At 69.2% G+C, this 19,243-nt stretch carries 15 protein-coding genes and 1 pseudogene; 5 read left to right on the top strand and 11 right to left on the bottom strand.

The features are described 5' to 3' along the window. Positions 1 to 24: 24 nt before the first annotated feature. A complete protein-coding gene (locus AOZ06_RS60430) occupies positions 25 to 1,941 on the bottom strand; it encodes an FAD-dependent oxidoreductase (protein ID WP_054292506.1) in 1,917 nt (638 codons plus the stop codon). Positions 1,942 to 2,046: 105 nt separating this feature from the next. Continuing rightward, a complete protein-coding gene (locus AOZ06_RS30205) occupies positions 2,047 to 2,706 on the bottom strand; it encodes a hypothetical protein (RefSeq protein WP_054292505.1) in 660 nt (219 codons plus the stop codon). Between the two features lie 303 nt (positions 2,707 to 3,009). On the opposite strand from AOZ06_RS30205, the gene AOZ06_RS30200 reads away from it, so the two are divergent. Further along, entirely contained in the window at positions 3,010 to 3,669 is a 660-nt protein-coding gene (locus tag AOZ06_RS30200) for a S1 family peptidase (RefSeq protein WP_054292504.1), read from the top strand. Positions 3,670 to 3,672: 3 nt separating this feature from the next. Here AOZ06_RS30200 and AOZ06_RS30195 read toward each other — a convergent pair whose 3' ends face one another. Together AOZ06_RS30195 and AOZ06_RS30190 are read right to left on the bottom strand one after the other, a co-directional pair. Then, positions 3,673 to 4,776, bottom strand: coding sequence for a sensor histidine kinase (locus tag AOZ06_RS30195; RefSeq protein ID WP_054292503.1), 1,104 nt, complete (start codon positions 4,774 to 4,776; stop codon positions 3,673 to 3,675). Further along, a complete protein-coding gene (locus AOZ06_RS30190; protein ID WP_054292502.1) occupies positions 4,769 to 5,443 on the bottom strand; it encodes a response regulator transcription factor in 675 nt (224 codons plus the stop codon). The genes AOZ06_RS30195 and AOZ06_RS30190 overlap by 8 nt, the downstream gene beginning before the upstream one ends. Positions 5,444 to 5,626: 183 nt before the next feature. Here AOZ06_RS30190 and AOZ06_RS30185 point away from each other — a divergent pair, with 183 nt between their 5' ends. After that, positions 5,627 to 7,117: a tetratricopeptide repeat protein gene (locus AOZ06_RS30185; RefSeq protein ID WP_054292501.1), complete on the top strand. Its 1,491-nt coding sequence runs from the start codon at positions 5,627 to 5,629 to the stop codon at positions 7,115 to 7,117. A 243-nt stretch (positions 7,118 to 7,360) separates the two neighbouring features. Further along, positions 7,361 to 10,323: pseudogene (locus tag AOZ06_RS62240) on the top strand (3-keto-alpha-glucoside-1,2-lyase-like domain-containing protein). Between the two features lie 32 nt (positions 10,324 to 10,355). On the opposite strand, the gene AOZ06_RS30175 reads toward AOZ06_RS62240, so the two are convergent. Beyond that, on the bottom strand, positions 10,356 to 11,312 hold the full coding sequence (locus tag AOZ06_RS30175) for a LysR family transcriptional regulator (RefSeq protein ID WP_054292500.1): 957 nt from the start codon (positions 11,310 to 11,312) through the stop codon (positions 10,356 to 10,358). A 93-nt stretch (positions 11,313 to 11,405) separates the two neighbouring features. On the opposite strand from AOZ06_RS30175, the gene AOZ06_RS30170 reads away from it, so the two are divergent. Further along, positions 11,406 to 13,607: a M9 family metallopeptidase gene (locus AOZ06_RS30170; protein WP_225952945.1), complete on the top strand. Its 2,202-nt coding sequence runs from the start codon at positions 11,406 to 11,408 to the stop codon at positions 13,605 to 13,607. Between the two features lie 48 nt (positions 13,608 to 13,655). Here the strand turns inward: AOZ06_RS30170 and AOZ06_RS30165 are convergent, their stop codons facing one another. From AOZ06_RS30165 to AOZ06_RS30145, 5 genes are all read right to left on the bottom strand, one after another. Beyond that, on the bottom strand, positions 13,656 to 14,300 hold the full coding sequence (locus AOZ06_RS30165; RefSeq protein ID WP_157233343.1) for a hypothetical protein: 645 nt from the start codon (positions 14,298 to 14,300) through the stop codon (positions 13,656 to 13,658). A 57-nt stretch (positions 14,301 to 14,357) separates the two neighbouring features. Further along, entirely contained in the window at positions 14,358 to 15,446 is a 1,089-nt protein-coding gene (locus tag AOZ06_RS30160; protein WP_054292498.1) for a winged helix DNA-binding domain-containing protein, read from the bottom strand. A gap of 122 nt (positions 15,447 to 15,568) precedes the next feature. Then, positions 15,569 to 16,021 (bottom strand): STAS domain-containing protein, encoded by a 453-nt coding sequence (locus AOZ06_RS30155; RefSeq protein ID WP_054292497.1) that lies wholly within the window; start codon positions 16,019 to 16,021, stop codon positions 15,569 to 15,571. Continuing rightward, positions 16,018 to 16,320, bottom strand: a complete 303-nt coding sequence (locus AOZ06_RS30150; RefSeq protein ID WP_054292496.1) for a hypothetical protein — start codon at positions 16,318 to 16,320, stop codon at positions 16,018 to 16,020. Before AOZ06_RS30150 ends, AOZ06_RS30155 begins: the two co-directional genes overlap by 4 nt. Further along, a complete protein-coding gene (locus AOZ06_RS30145) occupies positions 16,313 to 16,657 on the bottom strand; it encodes a DUF3253 domain-containing protein (protein WP_054292495.1) in 345 nt (114 codons plus the stop codon). The genes AOZ06_RS30150 and AOZ06_RS30145 overlap by 8 nt, the downstream gene beginning before the upstream one ends. Before the next feature lie 73 nt (positions 16,658 to 16,730). Here AOZ06_RS30145 and AOZ06_RS61345 point away from each other — a divergent pair, with 73 nt between their 5' ends. Next, the gene (locus AOZ06_RS61345) at positions 16,731 to 16,865 is read left to right on the top strand and encodes a hypothetical protein (RefSeq protein ID WP_257721429.1); all 135 of its coding nucleotides are present in this window, start codon (positions 16,731 to 16,733) and stop codon (positions 16,863 to 16,865) included. A 4-nt stretch (positions 16,866 to 16,869) separates the two neighbouring features. Here the strand turns inward: AOZ06_RS61345 and AOZ06_RS30140 are convergent, their stop codons facing one another. After that, positions 16,870 to 19,062 carry a bifunctional lysylphosphatidylglycerol flippase/synthetase MprF gene (locus AOZ06_RS30140; protein WP_083472757.1) on the bottom strand — a complete coding sequence of 731 codons (2,193 nt, stop codon included), beginning with the start codon at positions 19,060 to 19,062 and terminating at the stop codon, positions 16,870 to 16,872. Between the last annotated feature and the right edge of the window lie 181 nt (positions 19,063 to 19,243).

Genomic DNA, 19,243 nt, shown 5'->3' with positions numbered 1-19,243 from the left:
GAACGAGCCGCGACGCCCAGGACGCTAGCTGACTGAGCGTCGCGGCTTCGCCGCCGGGACCGGCAGCGGTGCGCCGCCGAGCGCGCTTTCCAGTTGCTCCCACCGGGTGACCAGGTCCGACATCATCAACATCATCACGTCGGGGAAGGCGCAGAGGAAACTCTGGTACCGGTAGTGGTCCAGGTAGAACGCCGTGACGTCGTCGCTGACCGCCGTGACCGATGTGGTGCGGGCGTGGAAGAACAGGTCGTACTGGCCGAGCAGCGCCCCGCGGCCCAGTATCGCGCGTTCGTAGATGCCGCCGAAGTCGACCTCCACCTCGCCACTGGCCACGAGCAGCACACCGTGTGCGTCGTCGTCCTCGCGGCAGATCCGATCGCCCGCGGTGTAAGGGATCTCGTCGAACATCGAGGCGAGGGTCTCCAGTTCGGAGTCGGCCAGCGCCGCGAACAGCCGCACCCCGTGCGGGTCGGTGCTTTCCCGCAGGCACGCCACCCGCTCGGCCAGTTCCTGCTCGGCGATGTGCGTGACACGCATCCGGGCGAACCGGAGCATCCGGTCGATGTTGCGGGACTGGCGGCGCGGGGTGCCGGCACTCGGCGGGCTGTAGACGGCCGGGTTCCCGCTGATCCGGGCGGCTTCCCGCCTGCCGGATTCGTAGGCGCTGTGCACGCAGCCCCAGTGGTAGGGATTGGTGCCCTCACCGGCGAAGAACAGCCGGTCGCCGACCGGATCGCCGAGCGTGCCGAGATCCTTGGCGGACGAGCCGACGCCGATGCAGGTGTACGAGCCCAGGGCGAACGGATCACTGGACCACGTGGTCCGCGAGATGTGCCGGGGTGCGGGAGCTCCGGGGCCGAACAGGTCTTCGACGACGGTGGTCGCGTACGGGCGGACGTCCTGCTCGGGCCACGTTTCCATGTCACGGCCGAGCGAGGCGCCGAGGAGCATGACCAGGACCGGCTTGCCGTGGGACTTCCACATGCTGATGACGACGGTGGGGTAGCGGTCGGTGTCGCGGCACAGGTACCCGAAGACGTACTGGTCGGTGGGCCAGAACGGTTCCTCGTAGTGCAGGGCGATCTTGTTGAGGGTACCGAAGCCCAGCCGGGCGATCGCCGATCGCTTCGCCGCGGGCAGCGGGGGATCGAAGCGCACCGCCTCCGCCTTCAGCACACCGAGCGGTACGGTCACCAGCACCTTGTCCGCCTGGAACTCGCCCTGGTCCGTGCTGACCCGGACCGGCCCGGCACTGGTGTCGATCCGGGTGACCACGTGGCGCAGCCGGACGTCCAGCCCGTCCGCGAGAGCGTCGACTACCGACTGGTAACCCTGGTGCAGGATGCTGTCGCCGTAACCGTAGACGAGGTAACCGTCCTCCCAGTACTTCAGCGACAGCTTGTCGGTGTCCTCGGCAACGTCCTCGCGCAGGATCACGTTGAGGTGGAAGCGAACCGCCTGTTCGTCCGCGGGCGACAGGTCGCGTTCGGCCAGGATCAGGCCGACGGCCTCGCCCAGTGGCATGTCCGGGTGCTGCGCCTTGCGTGCCGTCGCCGCGCGTTGTTCCAGCTCGTGGAGCACGTCGTCGGCCAGCCGCAGGGTGCGGCTTTTGTGACGGTGGTTCATCATCCGGTGGTCCGCGCCGAACAGGTCCAGGCTGTCGAAACCGCCGGTGTACGCGCTGTCCCCGCCGACGTAGCTGTAGGGGATGCCCAGGTCCTCGACCAGTTCGGTGATCGGATTGCCGTCTGTGCCGTGTATCCAGTGGGCGCCGAGATCCACGCCGTGCTCGTCGGTCCAGATCCGCCCACCGAGCCGGTCCCGTGCCTCCAGGACGGTGACGGGGTGACCGAGTTCGGCCAGCGCCCGCGCCGCTGCCAGCCCGGCGATCCCGGCTCCCACGATCAGAACACCCGGTAACCCATCCGCCTGTCCAGACATCCGTCGATTGTCAGGCACCCGGGGCGTGCCGGGACAGTACCGGATCGTGTACATCCCCCGGCGCGACGCGGGGTGACCGCCCGGTTCGACGGTCACCCCCTCGCGTCAGCCGACGGTCACCCTGGTGTCGTCGAAGTAGTAGTGCTTGAAGTCCTCGCCGGTGGTCGAGGACAGCTTGATGCCCTGAGAGACACAGATCTGACCGTTGGCGTCCGGGGTCACCGCGGCCTGGAGGCGGTAGTTGTACCAGCCCGGCCCCTCGGCGTGGCCGGCCGAACCGAGTTCCACGAAGTCCGCCCAGCCGCCGTTCACGTCATCCCAATGCGGGTCGATGACGCAGCCCGTGCCGGCGTGTGCCAGGACCTTGAACGTGCCACCGGTGCCACCGTCGTAGTCCGGGCTCCACAACCAGAACGACAGGGTGACCCGCACCGGGGCGGTGGTGCCCGCGTCGACCTTGCGGTCGACGTACGCCAGGCCGCAGTCGTGCGGGCTGCGCAGCTTGAAGTCGAGGCTCTTCGTGCCGTTGTGCGGCTTGTCAGCGGAGTGCAGGACGCTCGAACCGTGCCGGCCGTCGCAGTCCGGTGCCCCGGCGGTCTCGTCGGTCTTGGCCGTCCACCCTTCGAAGCCGTTCTCGTAGCCGAACTGGTAGGTCCCGGTCGTGGCGGCGGCAGCGGGGGAGGTGAGTGCGACGGCCGCGATGCCGGCAGCGATCAGCGAACAGGCGCGTCCGAACGCCTTCCCGGCCATGGTCTGACCCTTCACAGGTGCTCCTCGATGGCGTTTCCTGGTGCGAGCGGGCGGCGAGGTCATCGTGGTCGATGAGGCCGGCCTGCTCACGCGGTCGATTGTGTCGACGTTGACGCTTCGTACCCTGGCAGCCGCGCGGGCCGGGATGATCACGCGCGAACGAAGCCTGCCCGGGGACCACCCGCGCGGTGCCTCTTCGCACACGCGTTGGCCGAAAGCGTGCCGACAGTTGGTCTACGACGGTCGTCGCTGTCCTGGGCAGCGGTGCCCGGCATGGCTACGATCGGAGTATTTCCCTGTGCCCAAGCGGAGGCTCCCATGACGCTGCCCCGATTCCGTTGTCTGCTTGGATTCCTGCTGGTCTTCTGGCTCGCCGCGCCCCCGGCTCATGCGGTCGCGCCGGCTCCGCTCGGCGGCGGGAGCCAGTTGGAGGTCGGTGGCGCTTACCGGTGCACGGCGGGGTTCGCCGCGACGGGCGGCAGCACCGGCTACCTGATCGCCGGTATGGCCTGTGGCAGGCCGGGCGACACCGTGCGCAGCGCGGGCCGTGTGGTCGGGGTGGTGTCCGGGGCGCCGTCTCCGCCGACGGGCGCGATCGTCATCCGCGTCACCAACACCACCGACTGGCGCCTGGTGGGTTCGATCCCACCCGTCAACGGACGGCCGGTCACCGGTTCGGCCGAGGCACCGGTCGGCGCGTCCGTGTGCAAGTACGGCGCGACCAGCGGCTGGCGGTGCGGGGTGATCCAGGGCAAGAACCAGACGATCACGTTCCCCGAAGGCACATTGCGCGGCCTGACCCGCACGAATGTCTGTGTGGAGCCCGGCGACAACGGCGCGCCTTTCGTCAGCGGTTCGCAGGCGCAGGGTGTCCTGGTCGGCGGCAGCGGGAACTGCGCCAGCGGCGGCACGTCCTACTTCCTGCCCGTCAACCGGGTCTTGTCGGTGTACGGCCTGACCATCCTCACCGGGCCGTGACCTTCAGCCACAGTGGACAGCGAGCGGCGTCGTCGCACCGGGAAGCCGGATCGTGACGAGCAGACCGCCTGCCGGTCGCGGGGTGAGGCTGAGGGATCCGTTGTGTGCTTGGACGACGCTGCGCACGATGGCCAGCCCGAGCCCGGCGCCGGCGTGCTCGTCGGTGCGCACGCGTTCCGTCCCGCGCCGGAAGGGCTCGGTGAGCGCCGGGACGAGTTCCGGCGGGATCGGGCGACCGGTGTTCTCGACCTGAAGCACGCTCAGGTCGAACTGCGGTTCAATGTGGACGGTCACGGCGCCGCCGGTGGTGAGGTTGTGCACGATGGCGTTCTGGACCAGGTTCGTCACCATCCGCAGGATGAGCGCCTCGGAGCCCACGCACCGCGTTCGCACACCGGTGACGCCGAGCGTGATCCCGCGCTTCTCGGCGAACGGCAGCAGCGTCTCGGCAGCCTCCTCGGCGATGAGGTAGAGGTCGACGGGCTCACGGGTGAAGGTGCCGCGGTCGCTGCGGCTGAGCAGCAACAGGGCCTCGGTGAGGTCGATCGCCCGCGTGTTGACAGTGCGCAGGCGTTCGATGAGTTCACCCCGGTCCCGGGTGGCGTCCGTGCGGGCGACGTCGAGGATCGTCCGGGAGATCGCCAGCGGCGTGCGCAGCTCGTGTGAGGCGTTCGCGGCGAACCGTTGCTGTTCGGCGGCGTGGTACTCGAGCTGAGCGAGCATGGTGTCGAAGGCGTCGGCGAGTTCGCGGAACTCGTCTTCGCGGCCTGCCAGCCGGATCCGGTGCGACAACGATCCGTTCGACGCCATCCGCGCCGCGTCCGCGATCCGGGTGAGCGGTGCGAGCATCCGCCCGGCGAGGACCCATCCGCCCAGCAAGCCGAACACGAGCAGGAAAGCCAGTGCCGTGGCCACCGCGGGAATGAAGACACGCAGCAGGACGGCCCGGTTGGGCGAGGTCCAGAGCAGGCCCTTGGTGGTGTCGGGCAGGTAGCGCAGCAGGAACACGCACACCACAGCCAGCATCAGGGTCCCGGCGACGAAGAGGAATCCGGCGTAGCTGACGGTGAGCTTCAGCCGGACGCTGAGGCCCTCGCGCCTATTCATCACTCCCACCGGTGTCGATCCGGTAGCCGACGCCGGGCACGGTGGTGATCAGCCACGGTTCGCCGAGCCGTTTGCGCAGGGAGGAGATGGTGATCCGGACCGCGTTGGTGAAGGGATCGGCGTTCTCGTCCCACGCCCGCTCGAGCAGCTCCTCGGCGCTGACGACACCCCCTTCGGCGGCGACGAGGACTTCGAGCACGGCGAACTGCTTGCGGGTGAGCGCGACATAGCGTTCGTCGCGGAAGACCTCACGGCGGAACGGGTCCAGCCGCAGCCCGGCGATCTCCCGGACCGGCGGCCGGACCTGCGCGCGCCTGCGGTCGAGCGCCCGCAGCCGCATGACGAGCTCCCGCAGCTCGAACGGTTTGGTGAGGTAGTCGTCGGCGCCGAGCTCGAACCCGGAGGCCTTGTCGTCGATCCGGTCGGCCGCGGTGAGCATCAGGATCGGCATGCCGCTGCCGGAGGCGACGATCCGCCGGGCGATCTCGTCGCCGGACGGGCCGGGGATGTCGCGGTCGAGGACGGCGAGGTCGTAGGAGTTGACGCTGAGCAGTTCCAGCGCGGAGTCGCCGTCGCCGGCGATGTCGGCGGCGATCGCTTCGAGGCGCAGGCCGTCACGAACGGCCTCGGCCAGGTAGGGCTCGTCCTCCACGATCAGCACGCGCATGGGTGAAGCCTAGACAGCACGGCATATCGCCGGCATATCCAAACCGGACCCCGCGCGGCCGCGGCCAGGTCTGGTCCGGCCGGGAGGATTTCCCGGCCGGGCAGGGCCCTCGTCCGTGGCCGCCGGGAAGGCGCGCGCCGGATGATCTCCGGGCACATCCACAACGGATCACGGGGGAGATCGATGCACGCCTCACTATCGAGACGGTTCACCGCTTCGCTGATCGCCGCGACCATCGGGGCGGGTGGTGTCCTGGCCGGCTTGCCCGTGTCGGCGGCACCCGCGGCGGCCGACCCGGCACCGATCCCGGTGACGGCCGACTACGACGGCGACGGCAAGCCGGACAAGGCCGAATGGCGGCCGGCGGACGGCACGTGGGTGATCACGCCCGCTTCCGGCGGTCCCGTCATCACCCAGCAGTTCGGCCAGGCCGGTGACCTGCCGGTGCCGGGCGACTACCAGGGCGACGCCAAGATCGAACTGGGTGTGGTGCGAGCAGGCGGCGTACTGCGTGCCAGGGCGGTCACGGGCGGCGCCGTCCAGGAACACCCGTGGGCCACGGCCGCCTACCGGCCGGTGGACGGGGACGTTCCCCGGGTGCTGAACCTGGCCAAGGCGGCAAGCGAACTGGCGAACCGGCTGCACAGCGGTCACCGGTTCGGCGAGGCCACCGAGGCGTCCAAGGTGGCGCGTGACCTGTACCGCAAGGTGGCCGAGCACGAGCCGAGCCACCTCGCGGGCTGGGGTACGGCGGCGCTGGCGCTGGGCAGCAACCTGTCGCTCACCGGGCAGCACCAGGAAGGCATCATCGCCACCTACGAGGGCGTGGAGGTGTTCCACCAGCTCGGCGACCAGGCCCGGCTCGCCGCCGCCTACGAGGCACTGGCGGGTGTGTTCCACCGCGCGTTCCGGTTCAACGAGGCCGTCACGCCGTCCCGCAAGGCGCACGACATCTACGAGCGGCTGGGCCTCAAGGTCGACCAGATCCGCGCGGCTTTCGCGCTGGGCGGGAACCTCTCGTTGAGCGGCAGGCACAAGGAAGCGATCCTCTACGGCAAACGCGCGGTCGAGGTGGCCACGGCCATCAACGACCAGCAGAAGCTGGCCGAGGCCTACTTCCAGCTGGCCGACAGGTACCACTACGCCAGTCAGTTCGCCGATGCCGCGAAGGCGTCGGAGGAGTCGGTGAAGCTCTACCGCGCACTCGTGGTCACGAAGCCGGGTCTGCGCGGCGACCTGGGCCGGGCGCTGATCCAGTGGGGCGGCAACCTGGCCCTGTCCGGCGACCGGGCCAAGGCCGTGGAGGTGACCAAGGAGGCCGTCGAGGTCTACGGCCAGGCCGGTGACCGTGTGGGCCAGGCGGGTGCGTACGACGCGTTGGTGCAGCGGTTGCTGGAGGCGGGCCGTGCGGCGGAAGCGGTCGACCCGGCACAGCGGGCACGGCAGATCTACGGCGACCTGCTGACGGTCAACCGGGCCCAGTTCCTGCCCGGCTGGTCCAACGCGGCGCTGGTGCTGGGGCAGACGCTGGCGTCTCTCGGACGTGGCGCGGAGGCCAAGCCGCACGCCCAGGAAGCAGTCGACGGGTTCAAGGAAGTGGTGCGGGACAACCCGACCGTCGAGCTGTACCGCGCCCGGCTCAAGGCGGCTGAGGACTTGCTCGCCAGGCTGTAGGCGCTGACTGATACCCGGGCGGCGCGGTGGTTCGGACACCGCGCCGCCCGGTCACGTGTTCACTCTTCTGGCGGCATACGCCGTCAGCTTCTGTCGTTTGGTTGCGGCAACTGGCGATACTTTCGCACAAAACCACACTTCTTTTGTTGACTTGTGGTTGAAGTTGTCTTCTTCTGTGTTGGACGGGGTCGTCACGCGAAGGGGTGTGGGCCGCGTCGCCGGCCCCAAGGAGGTAGCCCCGCCATGCCGCCAGTCGCCGCCCTGCTTGCCGCTGTCATCGCGCTTCCCCTGCTTCCCGTCGCCGCGCCCGCCCAAGCGCACATCCCGCCCCAGGAACCGGGTGTGACGATGCGCGTGTTCGACGTGCAGGTGCCCCTGACCGACTACTGCGAGCTCAAGCCAGGCCAGACGCCCAACGTCGACAAGCTGATGCCGGTGATCGACTGGTCAAGCAACGCGGACTTCGGGTTCGCTGATCGTTTTGTCACCGAAGTAAGCGCATACCTCCACGTCTCCAGCGCCGGGACCTACGGCTTCCGGCTCACCAGTGACGACGGCGCCCGGTTCCTGCTCGACGGCACCCAGGTGATCGACCACCCCGGCCGTCACGGTGCCACGCCCAAGGACGGTTCGGTGCAACTGGCCGCCGGGCATCACGCGCTGCGCATCGACCACTTCGACGCCGACTTCGACCAACGGCTGAAGCTCGAGTGGCGACCGCCGGGCGCGACCGCGTTCACCCTCGTGCCGACCTCGGCGCTGAGCACTGACGCCGACGTCGTCCGGGTCACCTCGCCCGGCCGCAAGCAATGCGAGGGCGTCGCGGACTCCCCGGGTGACGGCCTGCCGCTGACCGGTGTGCACCCGGGCTACAAGCTGACGGACCTGCGCCCCGCGGGGTTCGAGCCACAGGTCACCGGCATGGACTGGCTGCCTGACGGCAGACTGGCCGTCTCCACCTGGGGTGGTGATCGGCTGGCCGTGCTCGGCGAGGTGTTCCTGCTCTCCGGCGTCACCGGCAACACCGATCCCGGCAAGGTGACCGTGAAGCGCATCGCGCACGGCCTGCGGGAACCGATGGGGCTGAAATACGTCGACAGCACGGTCTACGTGTCCGAGAAGCACCAGCTGACCGCGCTGGTCGACAGGACCGGCGACGAGGTCGCCGACGAGTACCGCAAGGTCGCGACCTGGCCGTTCGGCGGCAACTACCACGAGTTCGCGTTCGGCTTGCTGTACAAGGACGGGTACTTCTTCGTCACCACCGGCATCGCGATGGTCCCCGGCGGCGCGACCGCCAACCCGCAGCCCGTGCCCAACCGGGGCAGCACGATCAAGATCGACAAGAACACGGCGAAGTGTCCTATGTAGCCGGTGGATTGCGCGCGCCCAATGGTCTCGGCTGGGGACCCGAAGGCGACGTCTTCGTCACTGACAACCAGGGTATGTACATTCCCGCCTCGAAGCTGGTGCGTATCAAGCAACGCGCCTTCTACAACCACTACACGAATCCGACCGGCCCGTACGACACCCAGCCGGTGACCGAACCTGTGCTCTGGTTACCGCACAACGAGATCTCCAACTCGCCCAGCAACCCGACCGTCCTGCCCAACGGTGTGTTCGCGGGCCAGATGGTGTTCGGCGACGTGACCTACGGCGGCCTGCAACGCGCGCACCTGGAGAAGGTCGCCGGTGAGTACCAGGGCGCGGTGTTCCGCATGACACAAGGGCTCGAGTCCGGGGTGAGCCGGATCAGCCTCGGCCCGGACGGCGCGATCTACACCGGTGGCATCGGCTGGGAAGGCAACTGGGGGCAGGCGGGCAAACTCAAGTACGGCCTGCAGAAGCTCAGCGTCGACAACGCCGACGCGTTCGACATCCACAAGATGCGTGCCGTCAGCGGCGGCTTCGAGCTGGAGTACACGCAACCGCTGTCCGACCAGACCGCGAACAACCTCGCTGCGAAGTACAAGGCCCAACAGTGGCGTTACGTGCCGACACCCCAGTACGGCGGGCCGAAGGTCGACGAGGAGACACTCGGCGTCACCGCGGCGACGCTGTCACCGGACCGCAAGAAGGTGACGCTGAAGATCGCGGGCCTCAAACCGGGCCGCGTGGTGTACTTGCGTTCGCCGCGGCCGTTCAGCTCGGTGTCCGGCGCGCAACTGTGGAGCACGGAGGCGTGGTACACGCTCAACCGGTTGCCTGACGGAGCGGCGGCGCCGGCGGAGTACGAGGCGGAATCCGCCAGGTTGACCGGGGGGACCGGGTGGAACACCGACCACACCGGCTACTCGGGCGCCGGTTTCGTCGACCGCAACTGGGAACCGGGCAGCACCACCACGTTCGCCGTCGTGCCCGAACGGGCCGGGCGTCACGACATCGCCTTGCGATACGCCAATGGACCCAACCCCAGCCCCACCCCGGTGTCGAAGTCGATGAGCCTGTACGTCAACGGCAAGAAGGAGAAACAGATCTGGCTCGCCGCCACCGGCAGCTGGGACAAGTGGGCCACGCACGTCGAGACGGTCACGTTGCGGCCGGGCCCGAACACCATCTCCTACGTCTACGAGCCGACCGACACCGGGCACGTGAACCTGGACAAGATCAGCCTGACGCCGGCGAACCGGGTCACGTTGTTCAACGGCACCAACCTCGACGCGTGGGAGACGACCTCCGGCGGCCCGGCGAGATGGCCCGTCGCGGACGGGTCGGTGGAGTCGGTCGGCGGTGACATCCGCACGAAGGAACGGTTCGGCGACTTCCGCATGCACGTCGAGTGGTACGAGCCGGACTACCCGCCGGAGGTCACCGGCCAGGCTCGCGGCAACAGCGGCGTGTACATCCACGAGAGTTACGAACTGCAGGTGCTGGAGTCCTTCGGCCGGCCCCCGGAGCTCAACGGCGCCGGCGCCGTCTACCTGAGGAAGGCCCCGGACGTGAACGCCGCCCGACCGACGCGCACGTGGCAGACCTACGACATCGAGTTCCACGCGGCACGCTTCGACAACGCGGGCAAGAAGGTGCAGAACGCGCGGATGACCGTGCGGTGGGACGGAACGCTGGTGCACAACAACGTGGCCATCGACGGGCCGACCGGCGCGGGCAAGCCGGAAGACCCGGCCCCCGGCCAGATCAAGCTGCAGGACCACGGTGATCCCGGCGCCAACCCGCGATTCCGCAACATCTGGATCGAACGCATCTGACGGCGAACGACCCGGGAAGGGTCCTTCCCGGGTCACTCCGTGATGGGGTGGACTTCCGGATGAGCACGCCACCACGGGCCGTAGTGCGGGCTGGCGGCGGCGTGTCCGGAGTAGGCCTGGGCGACCGCCCGGTAGACCGCCCGCACCGAGGACTCGGTGAACTTGCGGCGGTGCCACGCCAGGATCATCCGGGCCGTGAACGGGTCGCCGTCCAACGGCCGGATGGTCATCGCCTCGGAGCTCTGCGAACCCGGTTCGACGAGCTGGACGGCGTGGCCGGCCTCGATCAGCGGGCGGCTGGACCCGCTGGGCAGCTCGAACCGGATGTGCGGCACGAACCCCTCCCGGCGGCAGCCTTCACGCAGGGACGCCAGCGAACCGTCGTCGGCTCCCGGCGGGCAGATCCAGGTGCTGTCGCGCAGATCCGCCAGGTGCACCGACGGCTTGCGGCTCAACGGGTCGGCAGCCGCGAGGGCGACGAAGATCGGCAGCCGCGGTACGACCGTGCGGTGTGAGATGTGCGGCGGCAGCGCCACCTGCTGGTCCTCCAGCATCACGATGACAGCCAGGTCCAGGTGGTCGTGCCCGAGCAGTTGGGCCAGCACCAGCGTGGACGGCTCGACCCGTAAGGTGAAACCGCTGTGCGGCAGCACTTTCTCCAGTCCGTCCACAACAGCCGCGATGCAGGCCAGGTGTGCGGAGCCGATCCGGGGCCGCGGGGTGCTGGACGGGTCGGTGAGGTCGGCCGCGAAGGATTCGAGTTCGGCGAGGACCAGGCGGGCCTGCAGCACGGCGCGTTCCCCGAGCGCGGTGGGGCGCGCCCCGGTGCGGCCCCGGTGGAACAGCTCCCCGCCGATGGATTCCTCCATTCGCTTGAGCAACACCGTGATCGCGGGTTGCGAGACGCCGAGGGTGGCCGCGGCCCGCGAGATGCTCCCGGTGTCGGCGATGGCGCAGAGCGTCCGGAGATGCCGCACTTCGAGGTCCATAATCAAAGCTTATGGTTCCGGTTCGTAACCGTCCAGACACCTTCACTGTCACGGTGTGGATGCCCTCTCCCTGCTTCTCCCGGAGGACAGTCCATGACGCGTGCCGTGAAATTCCTGGTGGCGGTGGCGCTTGCCATCGCTGTGTCACCGCCCGCCGCGACAGCGGCGCCGACCGCAGTGACCACAATGGAGGCTCCACCACCCGGCCAGGAGACCTACACCGATCATCCTGAGCGGCGGGTGGCGTCGACGCCGAAGGACCGGGCTCCGCTGGTGTCGTCGAATGCCAGGAACCGGGTGAACACCGGCAAGAGCGCGAGCGCGGCGGCGTGCTCGACAGCCGAGTTCACCGGGTTGTCCGGCTCGGCGCTGGTCGCCAAGATCAGATCGTCGGAGATCGACTGCGTGAACTCGTTGTTCTCGGCGACAGGCAGCGACGCGGCCAAACTGTTCCGTGAGGCGCAGATGGTCACCGTGTCGACGGCGTTACGTGACAACGCGGCAGCGTACCCGGGCGACAACAGCACCAGCACCGCGCAACTGGTGTTGTACCTGCGCGCTGGTTACTACGTGCACTGGTACAACCCCGACGTCGTGGGGTCGTACGGTCCGGCTCTGGTCTCGGCCGTTCGCTCCGGGCTGGACGCGTTCTTCAGCAGCCCCAGGTCCGCCACGGTGAACGACGCGAACGGCCAGGTGCTGGCCGAGGCGGTCACGTTGATCGACAGCGCTGAGGAGAACGCGCGGTACCTGTACGTGGTCAAGCGCATGCTGGACGGCTACGCGAGTTCCCACGACGGCTACTACTGGATGCGGACAGCGGTCAACAACGTCTACACCGTGCTGTTCCGCGGCCACCAGAACGCGCCTTTCGTCGCTGCGGTGCAGTCGGACCCCAGCGTGCTGGACACCTTGCACCGCTTCGCCGTGAACCACCTCGACCTGCTCGGGACCGATCGTGCCTACCTGACCGCGAACGCAGGCCGTGAACTGGCTCGTTTCCTGCAACACGCGCCCCTGCAAGCCAAAACCCGCGGACTCGCGCGCGGTCTGCTGGACCGTAGTTCCCTCCGGGGGACAACAGCGCCGCTGTGGGTCGGAGTCGCGGAGATGGCCGACTACTACGACAAGGCCAACTGTTCGTACTACGGGATCTGCGATCTCCAGAACCAGGTGGCCGCCGCGGTCCTGCCCATCACGCACACGTGCAGCGGATCCCTGCGGATCAGGGCCCAGCAGATGACGCCTGGTGAGCTGACGGCCAGTTGTGCGAGCCTGCGCAACCAGGACAGCTACTTCCACGGTGTGGCGAAAGATTCCGGTCCGGTGGCGAACGACCGCAACACCACCCTCGAGGTAGTGGTGTTCGACTCCAGCACGGACTACCAGACCTACGCCGGTGTGCTGTTCGGGATCGACACGAACAACGGCGGCATGTACCTGGAAGGCAACCCGGCCGCGACGGGCAACCAGCCGCGGTTCATCGCGTACGAGGCGGAATGGCTTAGACCGGCGTTCGAGATCTGGAACCTCAACCACGAGTACACCCACTACCTCGACGGCCGCTTCAACATGTACGGGGACTTCACAGCCGGCGTCTCGACTCCCACGATCTGGTGGATCGAAGGCTTCGCGGAGTACGTGTCCTACCACTACCGCGACGTACCCTACGCAGCCGCGATCACCGAAGCCGGTCGCCGTACCTACGCGTTGAGCACCTTGTTCGACACCACCTACGACCACGACACGACCCGCGTCTACCGGTGGGGCTACCTGGCGGTGCGCTACATGCTCCAGTCCCACCGGTCAGAGCTGGACACTGTGCTCGGCTACTACCGGGCGGGCAACTGGAACGCCGCCCGTTCGTATCTCGCCAGCACGATCGGCACGCGTTACGACAATGACTGGTACGCCTGGCTGTCGGCGTGTGCCGCGGGCAACTGCGGCGGCGGGGGAGGAGGGATGCCGGAGTGCACCAACGCCGACAGCCGGGTCCTTGGCCCCGACTGCCAGCGTTCCAACCGCGGCGCCACGGCCGGAAACTATGACTACTTCTACGTGTCCGTGCCCGCGGGCACCGCTTCGCTGAAGCTCACCGCCCGCGGCGGCACCGGTGACTGCGACCTGCTCTACAACGGGTCGGCGTGGGCGACTCTCGACTCGGCCACCGCCCGCTCCACCAACTCCGGCAACACGGAGACGCTCACGATCAACGCCCCGGCGCAGGGATACCGGTACGTCAGCCTGTACGGCCGGACCGGGTGTTCCGGAGTCACGATCACCAGCCAGTTCTGACCGCCCGCGGCGGGCCGGCTCCACGCGAGCCGGCCCGCCGCCGTGGTGTCACTTCCCGAACGCGCCCAACCTCGTCCACTCCCGCTCGTACTCGCCCACCCACAGCCTCGGGGCGTGGCGCTGGACCGCGGCCTGGAGGTCGTGCCGGTCGCCTCCGGTGATGACCACGAACCGGAGCCGGTCGGCGGGAAGGCTGGGCACGGGCGGTGGTTCGGTCGCGGCCCACGTCCGCAGGACGGACCTCGCCGGCAGGCCCGGGACGCGCAGGAAGACCTCGAACGCGAAGTTCCTGCGCCGGCCGAGCGACGAACCACCCGCGACCGCCGCCGCGGGTGCCCGCAGGTAGCCCACGCCGACGCCCGCGATATCCGGCCAAGGCACGAGGGTCGCGGCCCGCTCGCGGTACCACCACACCCCGGCGGCGTCGACGGCCACGCCTGGCAGGCGGTGGCGCCTGGCCGGAAACGTCACCGCGGCGTAACCGCAGAACACCAGGCCCAACGTCAGAAATCCGGTGATGATCCCGCCGATCACCTGTTCGGTGCCGCTGTCGAAATCACCGCTCACGAACGCGTTGATGCCGAGAGCCGTCAAACCCCCGAACACCAGGACGCCGGCGAGCACGAACACCAGATGGCGCTTGTCGCCGTAGCGAGACCACACGGCGTCAGGTGCGGGAGCGGTAGGGAGCACGGCCCGAAGCCTATGGGTCGTGTGTCCCCGGTCGTTTGACCAGCCAGAGCGTGTCCCCTATGCGATCTTTACCCGGTCGCTCTCCTTGTCGGAGAGGAACGCCGCCAGCTCATGCCCTTCCTCGGTGACGGCGGTGCGTTCGGACCGGGACAAGCCACGCAGTGGCGTGACGATGACGGTGTCCGCATCGACGGTCCACGTGGCGGTGACCCTGCCGTCGACCAGCACGACGCGTGCGCCCGCGATGGACAGATTGCGGTCAGCGTCGTCGATGATCCGGCTGCGGTCCTGGTAGCCGAGGATCGCGTTCTCGAACGCGGGCAGGAAGCGGACCGGGGCGGGTGTGTCGGGGTCGGGGCGTGGCGCGTTCGGGAGATCGACCAGTTCACGGCCGTGTTCATCGCGGAACGTGACCAGCTGCTCGCGGACTGCCTTCACCGCGCCGGGCAGTCCGGCGAGGCCGCACCAGGCGCGCAGATCGGCGACGGTGGCGGGTCCGTACGCGGCGAGGTAGCGCAGTGCCAGTGTCTCGCCGACCGGGTCGGTACCGTCCGGGGCGGGCGGGTCGACCTCCCGCCCCAGCCACGAGGCGATCGGCACCATGCGGGCGCCGCCCTTCGCGCGCCACAGCCCGCGCGGTGGCAGCTGCACCATCGGGACGAGGACGGCGGCCACCAGTTCGCCCAGCGCACGCTGGGTGCTCGACGGCCAGCGCTCGAGCATCGACCGGCCGAGATCGCTCATCGTGCGGGGCTCGCCGTCGGCCAGCTGCGCGTACGCCGCGGCGGTGAGCTCCTCGAGGTCCACTCCGTCCAGCTCACTGCGGTAAACGCCCATCACCCGCTGGTGCAGCATGGGGTCGTGGCGTGCCCGCCAGGCCACCGCGTCGTCGGCGGTGACGAGGTGGATCGTGCGCCGCATGAGGTGGGTGCGCACCAGGCGCCGTTCGGTGACCAGGTCGTCGAGGCCGGCCGGGTCGAAGGCGCGCAGCCGTGACCAGAGCCCGATGGACGGTTCCTGCGGTTCCTGCGCTTGCATGCCGCACAGGTGTGCGACGGCGTCGTACACCGGCAGGTCGGTGCGTTCGAGCAGCATCTGGCGTGCGAGCGCCGCACGGTTGAGCGCCCTGGAGGTCAATACGGTCACTGACACAGTCTGCCCGCCATAGCGGTCAGAATGTGTCCTCTTCTCCGCCGGGGTGGGAAACAGGCCGGGAATCCGGGCTCGGACCGGTTTCGGCTCGGCGGTGAGCCGAGTGTGGACGCGGCTCAGCCGTCGAGCGCGGTCCGCACGTCCGGCGCCAACGGAAGCACCTGCCCCAGACCGGTGACTTCGATCGACCGCGCGGCGACCGTGTCGCCGACCACCACGTGCAGGCTCTTGTTCGCGCGCATCGACTCCTCCAGCGCCTCCACCAGGACAGCGAGGCCCGGTGATGCCATGAAGGTCACGGCGGCGAGGTCCACGACGACTGATGACGCGTCCGTTCGTAAGGCGCTGCGCACCGCCTCGGCGAACGCGGGCTGTGTGGCGAGGTCCAAGGGCCCGGCAACGGAGAGGACGAGCGCTTGGTCGTGCTGGTGCACCTGGCAGCTGAACTGCGCAGGCCTCGGCTGTCCGGTCACCGTGTCGTCCCGTCCTGTCCGGCGTCGTGGTTCATTGGTGAACCATCCTCGCATCGACCGGCCCAGGTCCGGGAACGAGCCGCCGGGGGCGATCACCGGTCCAGCGTGGCCAGCCCGTGCTGCCAGCGCTGCCGCCGTGCGGCGGAATCCTGCTCCCACCAAGGAACACCCCGCTCGCCCAGCGCGACTTTGGCGGCGTGCACGCGATCCCGGGCTTCTCGTTCCGCCTCGGTGTCCTGCGCCCGGCGGGCCGCGCCGACGTCCCGCCGGGCCCGCATCAGCAGACTGCGCAACCGCGCGGCTGCTTCCGCTGGGATCTCGGGATCGGTGGCCCGCCAGCGACGGCCGTCGATCACGACGAAGTGCCCGTCCGGTGTGCGGGGTGGCTCAGCCATCGGATCGCCGGGGCAGCCGGATCCGGATCGGTCCCTGCCACTCGTCGTCCGGGCCGAGCAGCCGGTCCCGCTGGGTGAGCTGAACCGCTCCGGACCTGGCCAGATTTCTGGCCAGGTCCACCGCCTCGGGCATCAGCGGACGCCAGTCGCCGGCGACTGCCCTGGCCGCGTCGGACGGACAGATGCTGCTGTCCGCCCCTCGGGCGTGGACCAGCGCGAGAATGGCGGCCCGCAGTTGCTCGGGCCGCGCCTCGGCGGTCATCGCGATCCGGGCCTGGTCCGCGCCTGGGCCATCGCCGTCCCGGATCCGCTCCAGTTGCCGGCGCGGATGGGGCATGTTCCCAGGATCGCATTGATCACGTCACGTCGCGCGCCGGTTAGGCACGGACCGGGTGGGTATCCCAAGCGACATGTGGATCGCGCTGCTGACTCCGTTCGTGATCATGCTGTTCGCGCTGGGCATGCACCACATCGAGGCCCGGCCCCGGCAGCCCCGGCTGCTCGGGGTGTCGCAGAAACCGGTACCGGACGCCGAATCCTCGTAGGTCGTCAGTCAACGGCCTGGCGAACGCGACGCGGCATCGACGCCAGCAGGCGACCAGTTGACCCCTCGCGGGAGATCGCCGGACGGCGGGACAGCCGCCGGACGAGCTCGCGCAGCCGGACATCGGGCAGGTACGCGCGGCTCAGCGCCAGCCCGATCCGAGGCAGGTCGGCCTCGTCGCGGAAGGCCAGGTAGAGCGGGACGCGCCGGGGCTGGAACTTCGCCTTGAACGCGTGCAGCGAACGGAATCCGTAGTACGGCTCCATCAGCTTTCCCAGCGACTCCAGCGCCCGCTCGACCAGGCAGCTGTGGCCACCCTCGCGGCTGCGGGCCAGCGGCGCACCCGACAGCGACAGGAACCGCGCCCCCTCCGCGCGGAACGCCAGGCAAGCCGACGCGATGAGGAACTCCATCACCGGGCGGAACCCGTGGGTGCTGCGGCGCATGACATCCAGCGTCCAGCCGCCGACCTCACCCGCACCCGTGTGCACCGGCAGCCACGACGTCACGCCGTGCACTGTGCCTTCGGCGTCCACCGCGAGGCCGACTCGGGTCGCCGGGTCCATCGCCTCGTCGAGCCCGCCAAGGGTGAACCCCATCTCCGGCATGTCCTTGCCCGCCATCCACTCCTCGGACAACGCCCGCACCTGGGCGAGGATGGGTTCCGGCTGGTCGGCCAGGCGGACCAGCCGGAACTCGATGTCCTGCTTCGCGGCCCTGTTCAGCGCCGTCCGGACGTCCTGCCACGCCTTGCCGCGGAACTCCAGGTCAGCGAGGTCGAGCACGTTGTCCTCAGCCACCTGGACGTGTTTCCAGCCCAGCTCACGCGTTGTCGCCACAGTGGTTTCGGTCGCCGAGAACACGCACGGCACCAGGCCGGAGTTCTCACACATCGCGGTGAACTCGGTGACCGTCGCGGCCGCCGTGCCGTCCGGCGCGATCGGGTCGCCGAGCGCGACGGCGACCCCGGCGTGACGGCGGTAGGCGAGGTAGGACCGGCCGTCCGCACGGACGAAGTACGTGTTGGACGGCCACGTCGTCATCCACGACAGCGTGCTGCCGCCATGCCGCCCGAGCAGCGTACGGACCAGCGCGGGCCCCGGGCGCTGCACGTGGCGACGCAACCGGCGCCGCGAAGGCACGCGGAAAGCGCGCCGCCCGACGAGCAGGACGATCAGTTCGACCATCCACAGCAGATTGTCCACGAAGAACAGCGGCAGCCCCACGGTGTCGTACTCGCCACCGAACACGTTGGCCAGCCCGACCAGCGTCGCGATCACCAGGGCCTGCAGCGTCACGAACGCGGACAGGCCCGCCGCCCAGCGCCACGCGACCCGGCTGCCCTTGCGCAGCCCGTTGACCATCGGCACCACCAGCACGACCAGGAGCGCCAGCTCGGGCGCGGACAGCGACACCCCGTCCGCCGATCCGAACGGCCCGGTCCCCGGCACGAAGAACATGACGACCTCGGCGATGGTGAGCAGCAGCAGACCGGCCACGGTCAACAGCCGCCACTCCCGCACGTTCGGCCCCGCCACGTCAGGCGCCCGGCGCGCGCCGGCAAGCCGTTTCCCCACCGGGATCGCCAGCAGCAACGCGAAGAAGTGCACGAGGTCGGCGAGGGTGCCGACGTAGATGATCGTGACGGCGGCGTACACGCAGAGCCCGGCCCGCAACCGCAGCCGCCACGGCGCGCGCAACGTCGCACTGGCGACGGCGACCGCGGCGAGCGCACCACCGGAGAACCCGACGTCAAGGCTGCCCGCGACGCGCTCGGCCCACAGCCAGCCGGAGTTACGGCACAGCGCGAGGAACTGGGTCGCGACGAGCACGGAAACGAACTGGCCACCGATCGTCACGGCCATCGCGCGCCGCGTCCCCAGTCGCCACTCGGCAAAACCGGCAAAGAGGGCGAAGCTGCCCACCATCGGCAAGTAGTACCAGGGGACGACGGCGAAGAACGGGCCGGTGAGCATCGTCCACCACCGACCGGCTTCCAGCGACGACACTCCGTAGGCGACGAACGGGTAGGCCGCGCGGTCCTCGGCAGCGTTCCACAGTGCCCCGGTCGCGACGGCCAGCACGAGCGTGGCGAGCACGACCGTGCTGGTGAACGGCAGGCGCTGCCGGAGCGTCGTGACCGCACGGCGGACCGATCCTCTTGTGACGGGTTCGATCGCCGGCGGAGCTTGAGTCATGGGGAAAGTGTTCTGCAAGGTACCGTCCTGGTGCATCCGACGACAGGTCGAGATCATCCCCTAGGGGAATACGACTTCCGGCTGAGGGTCGCCTAGGCCCGCAGGCCCAGTCCGGGGCACGCGGCTCGAGCCACGTGCCGCAATTCGTTCATAGTGGACACTTCGGCCGGTAACACTGTCG

The sequence above is a fragment of the Kibdelosporangium phytohabitans genome, from assembly GCF_001302585.1.
GTDB classification, from domain to species: Bacteria; Actinomycetota; Actinomycetes; order Mycobacteriales; family Pseudonocardiaceae; genus Kibdelosporangium; species Kibdelosporangium phytohabitans.
Note: the sequence above shows the minus strand (reverse complement) of the source record. Positions and strands in the feature narration are given on the sequence as shown.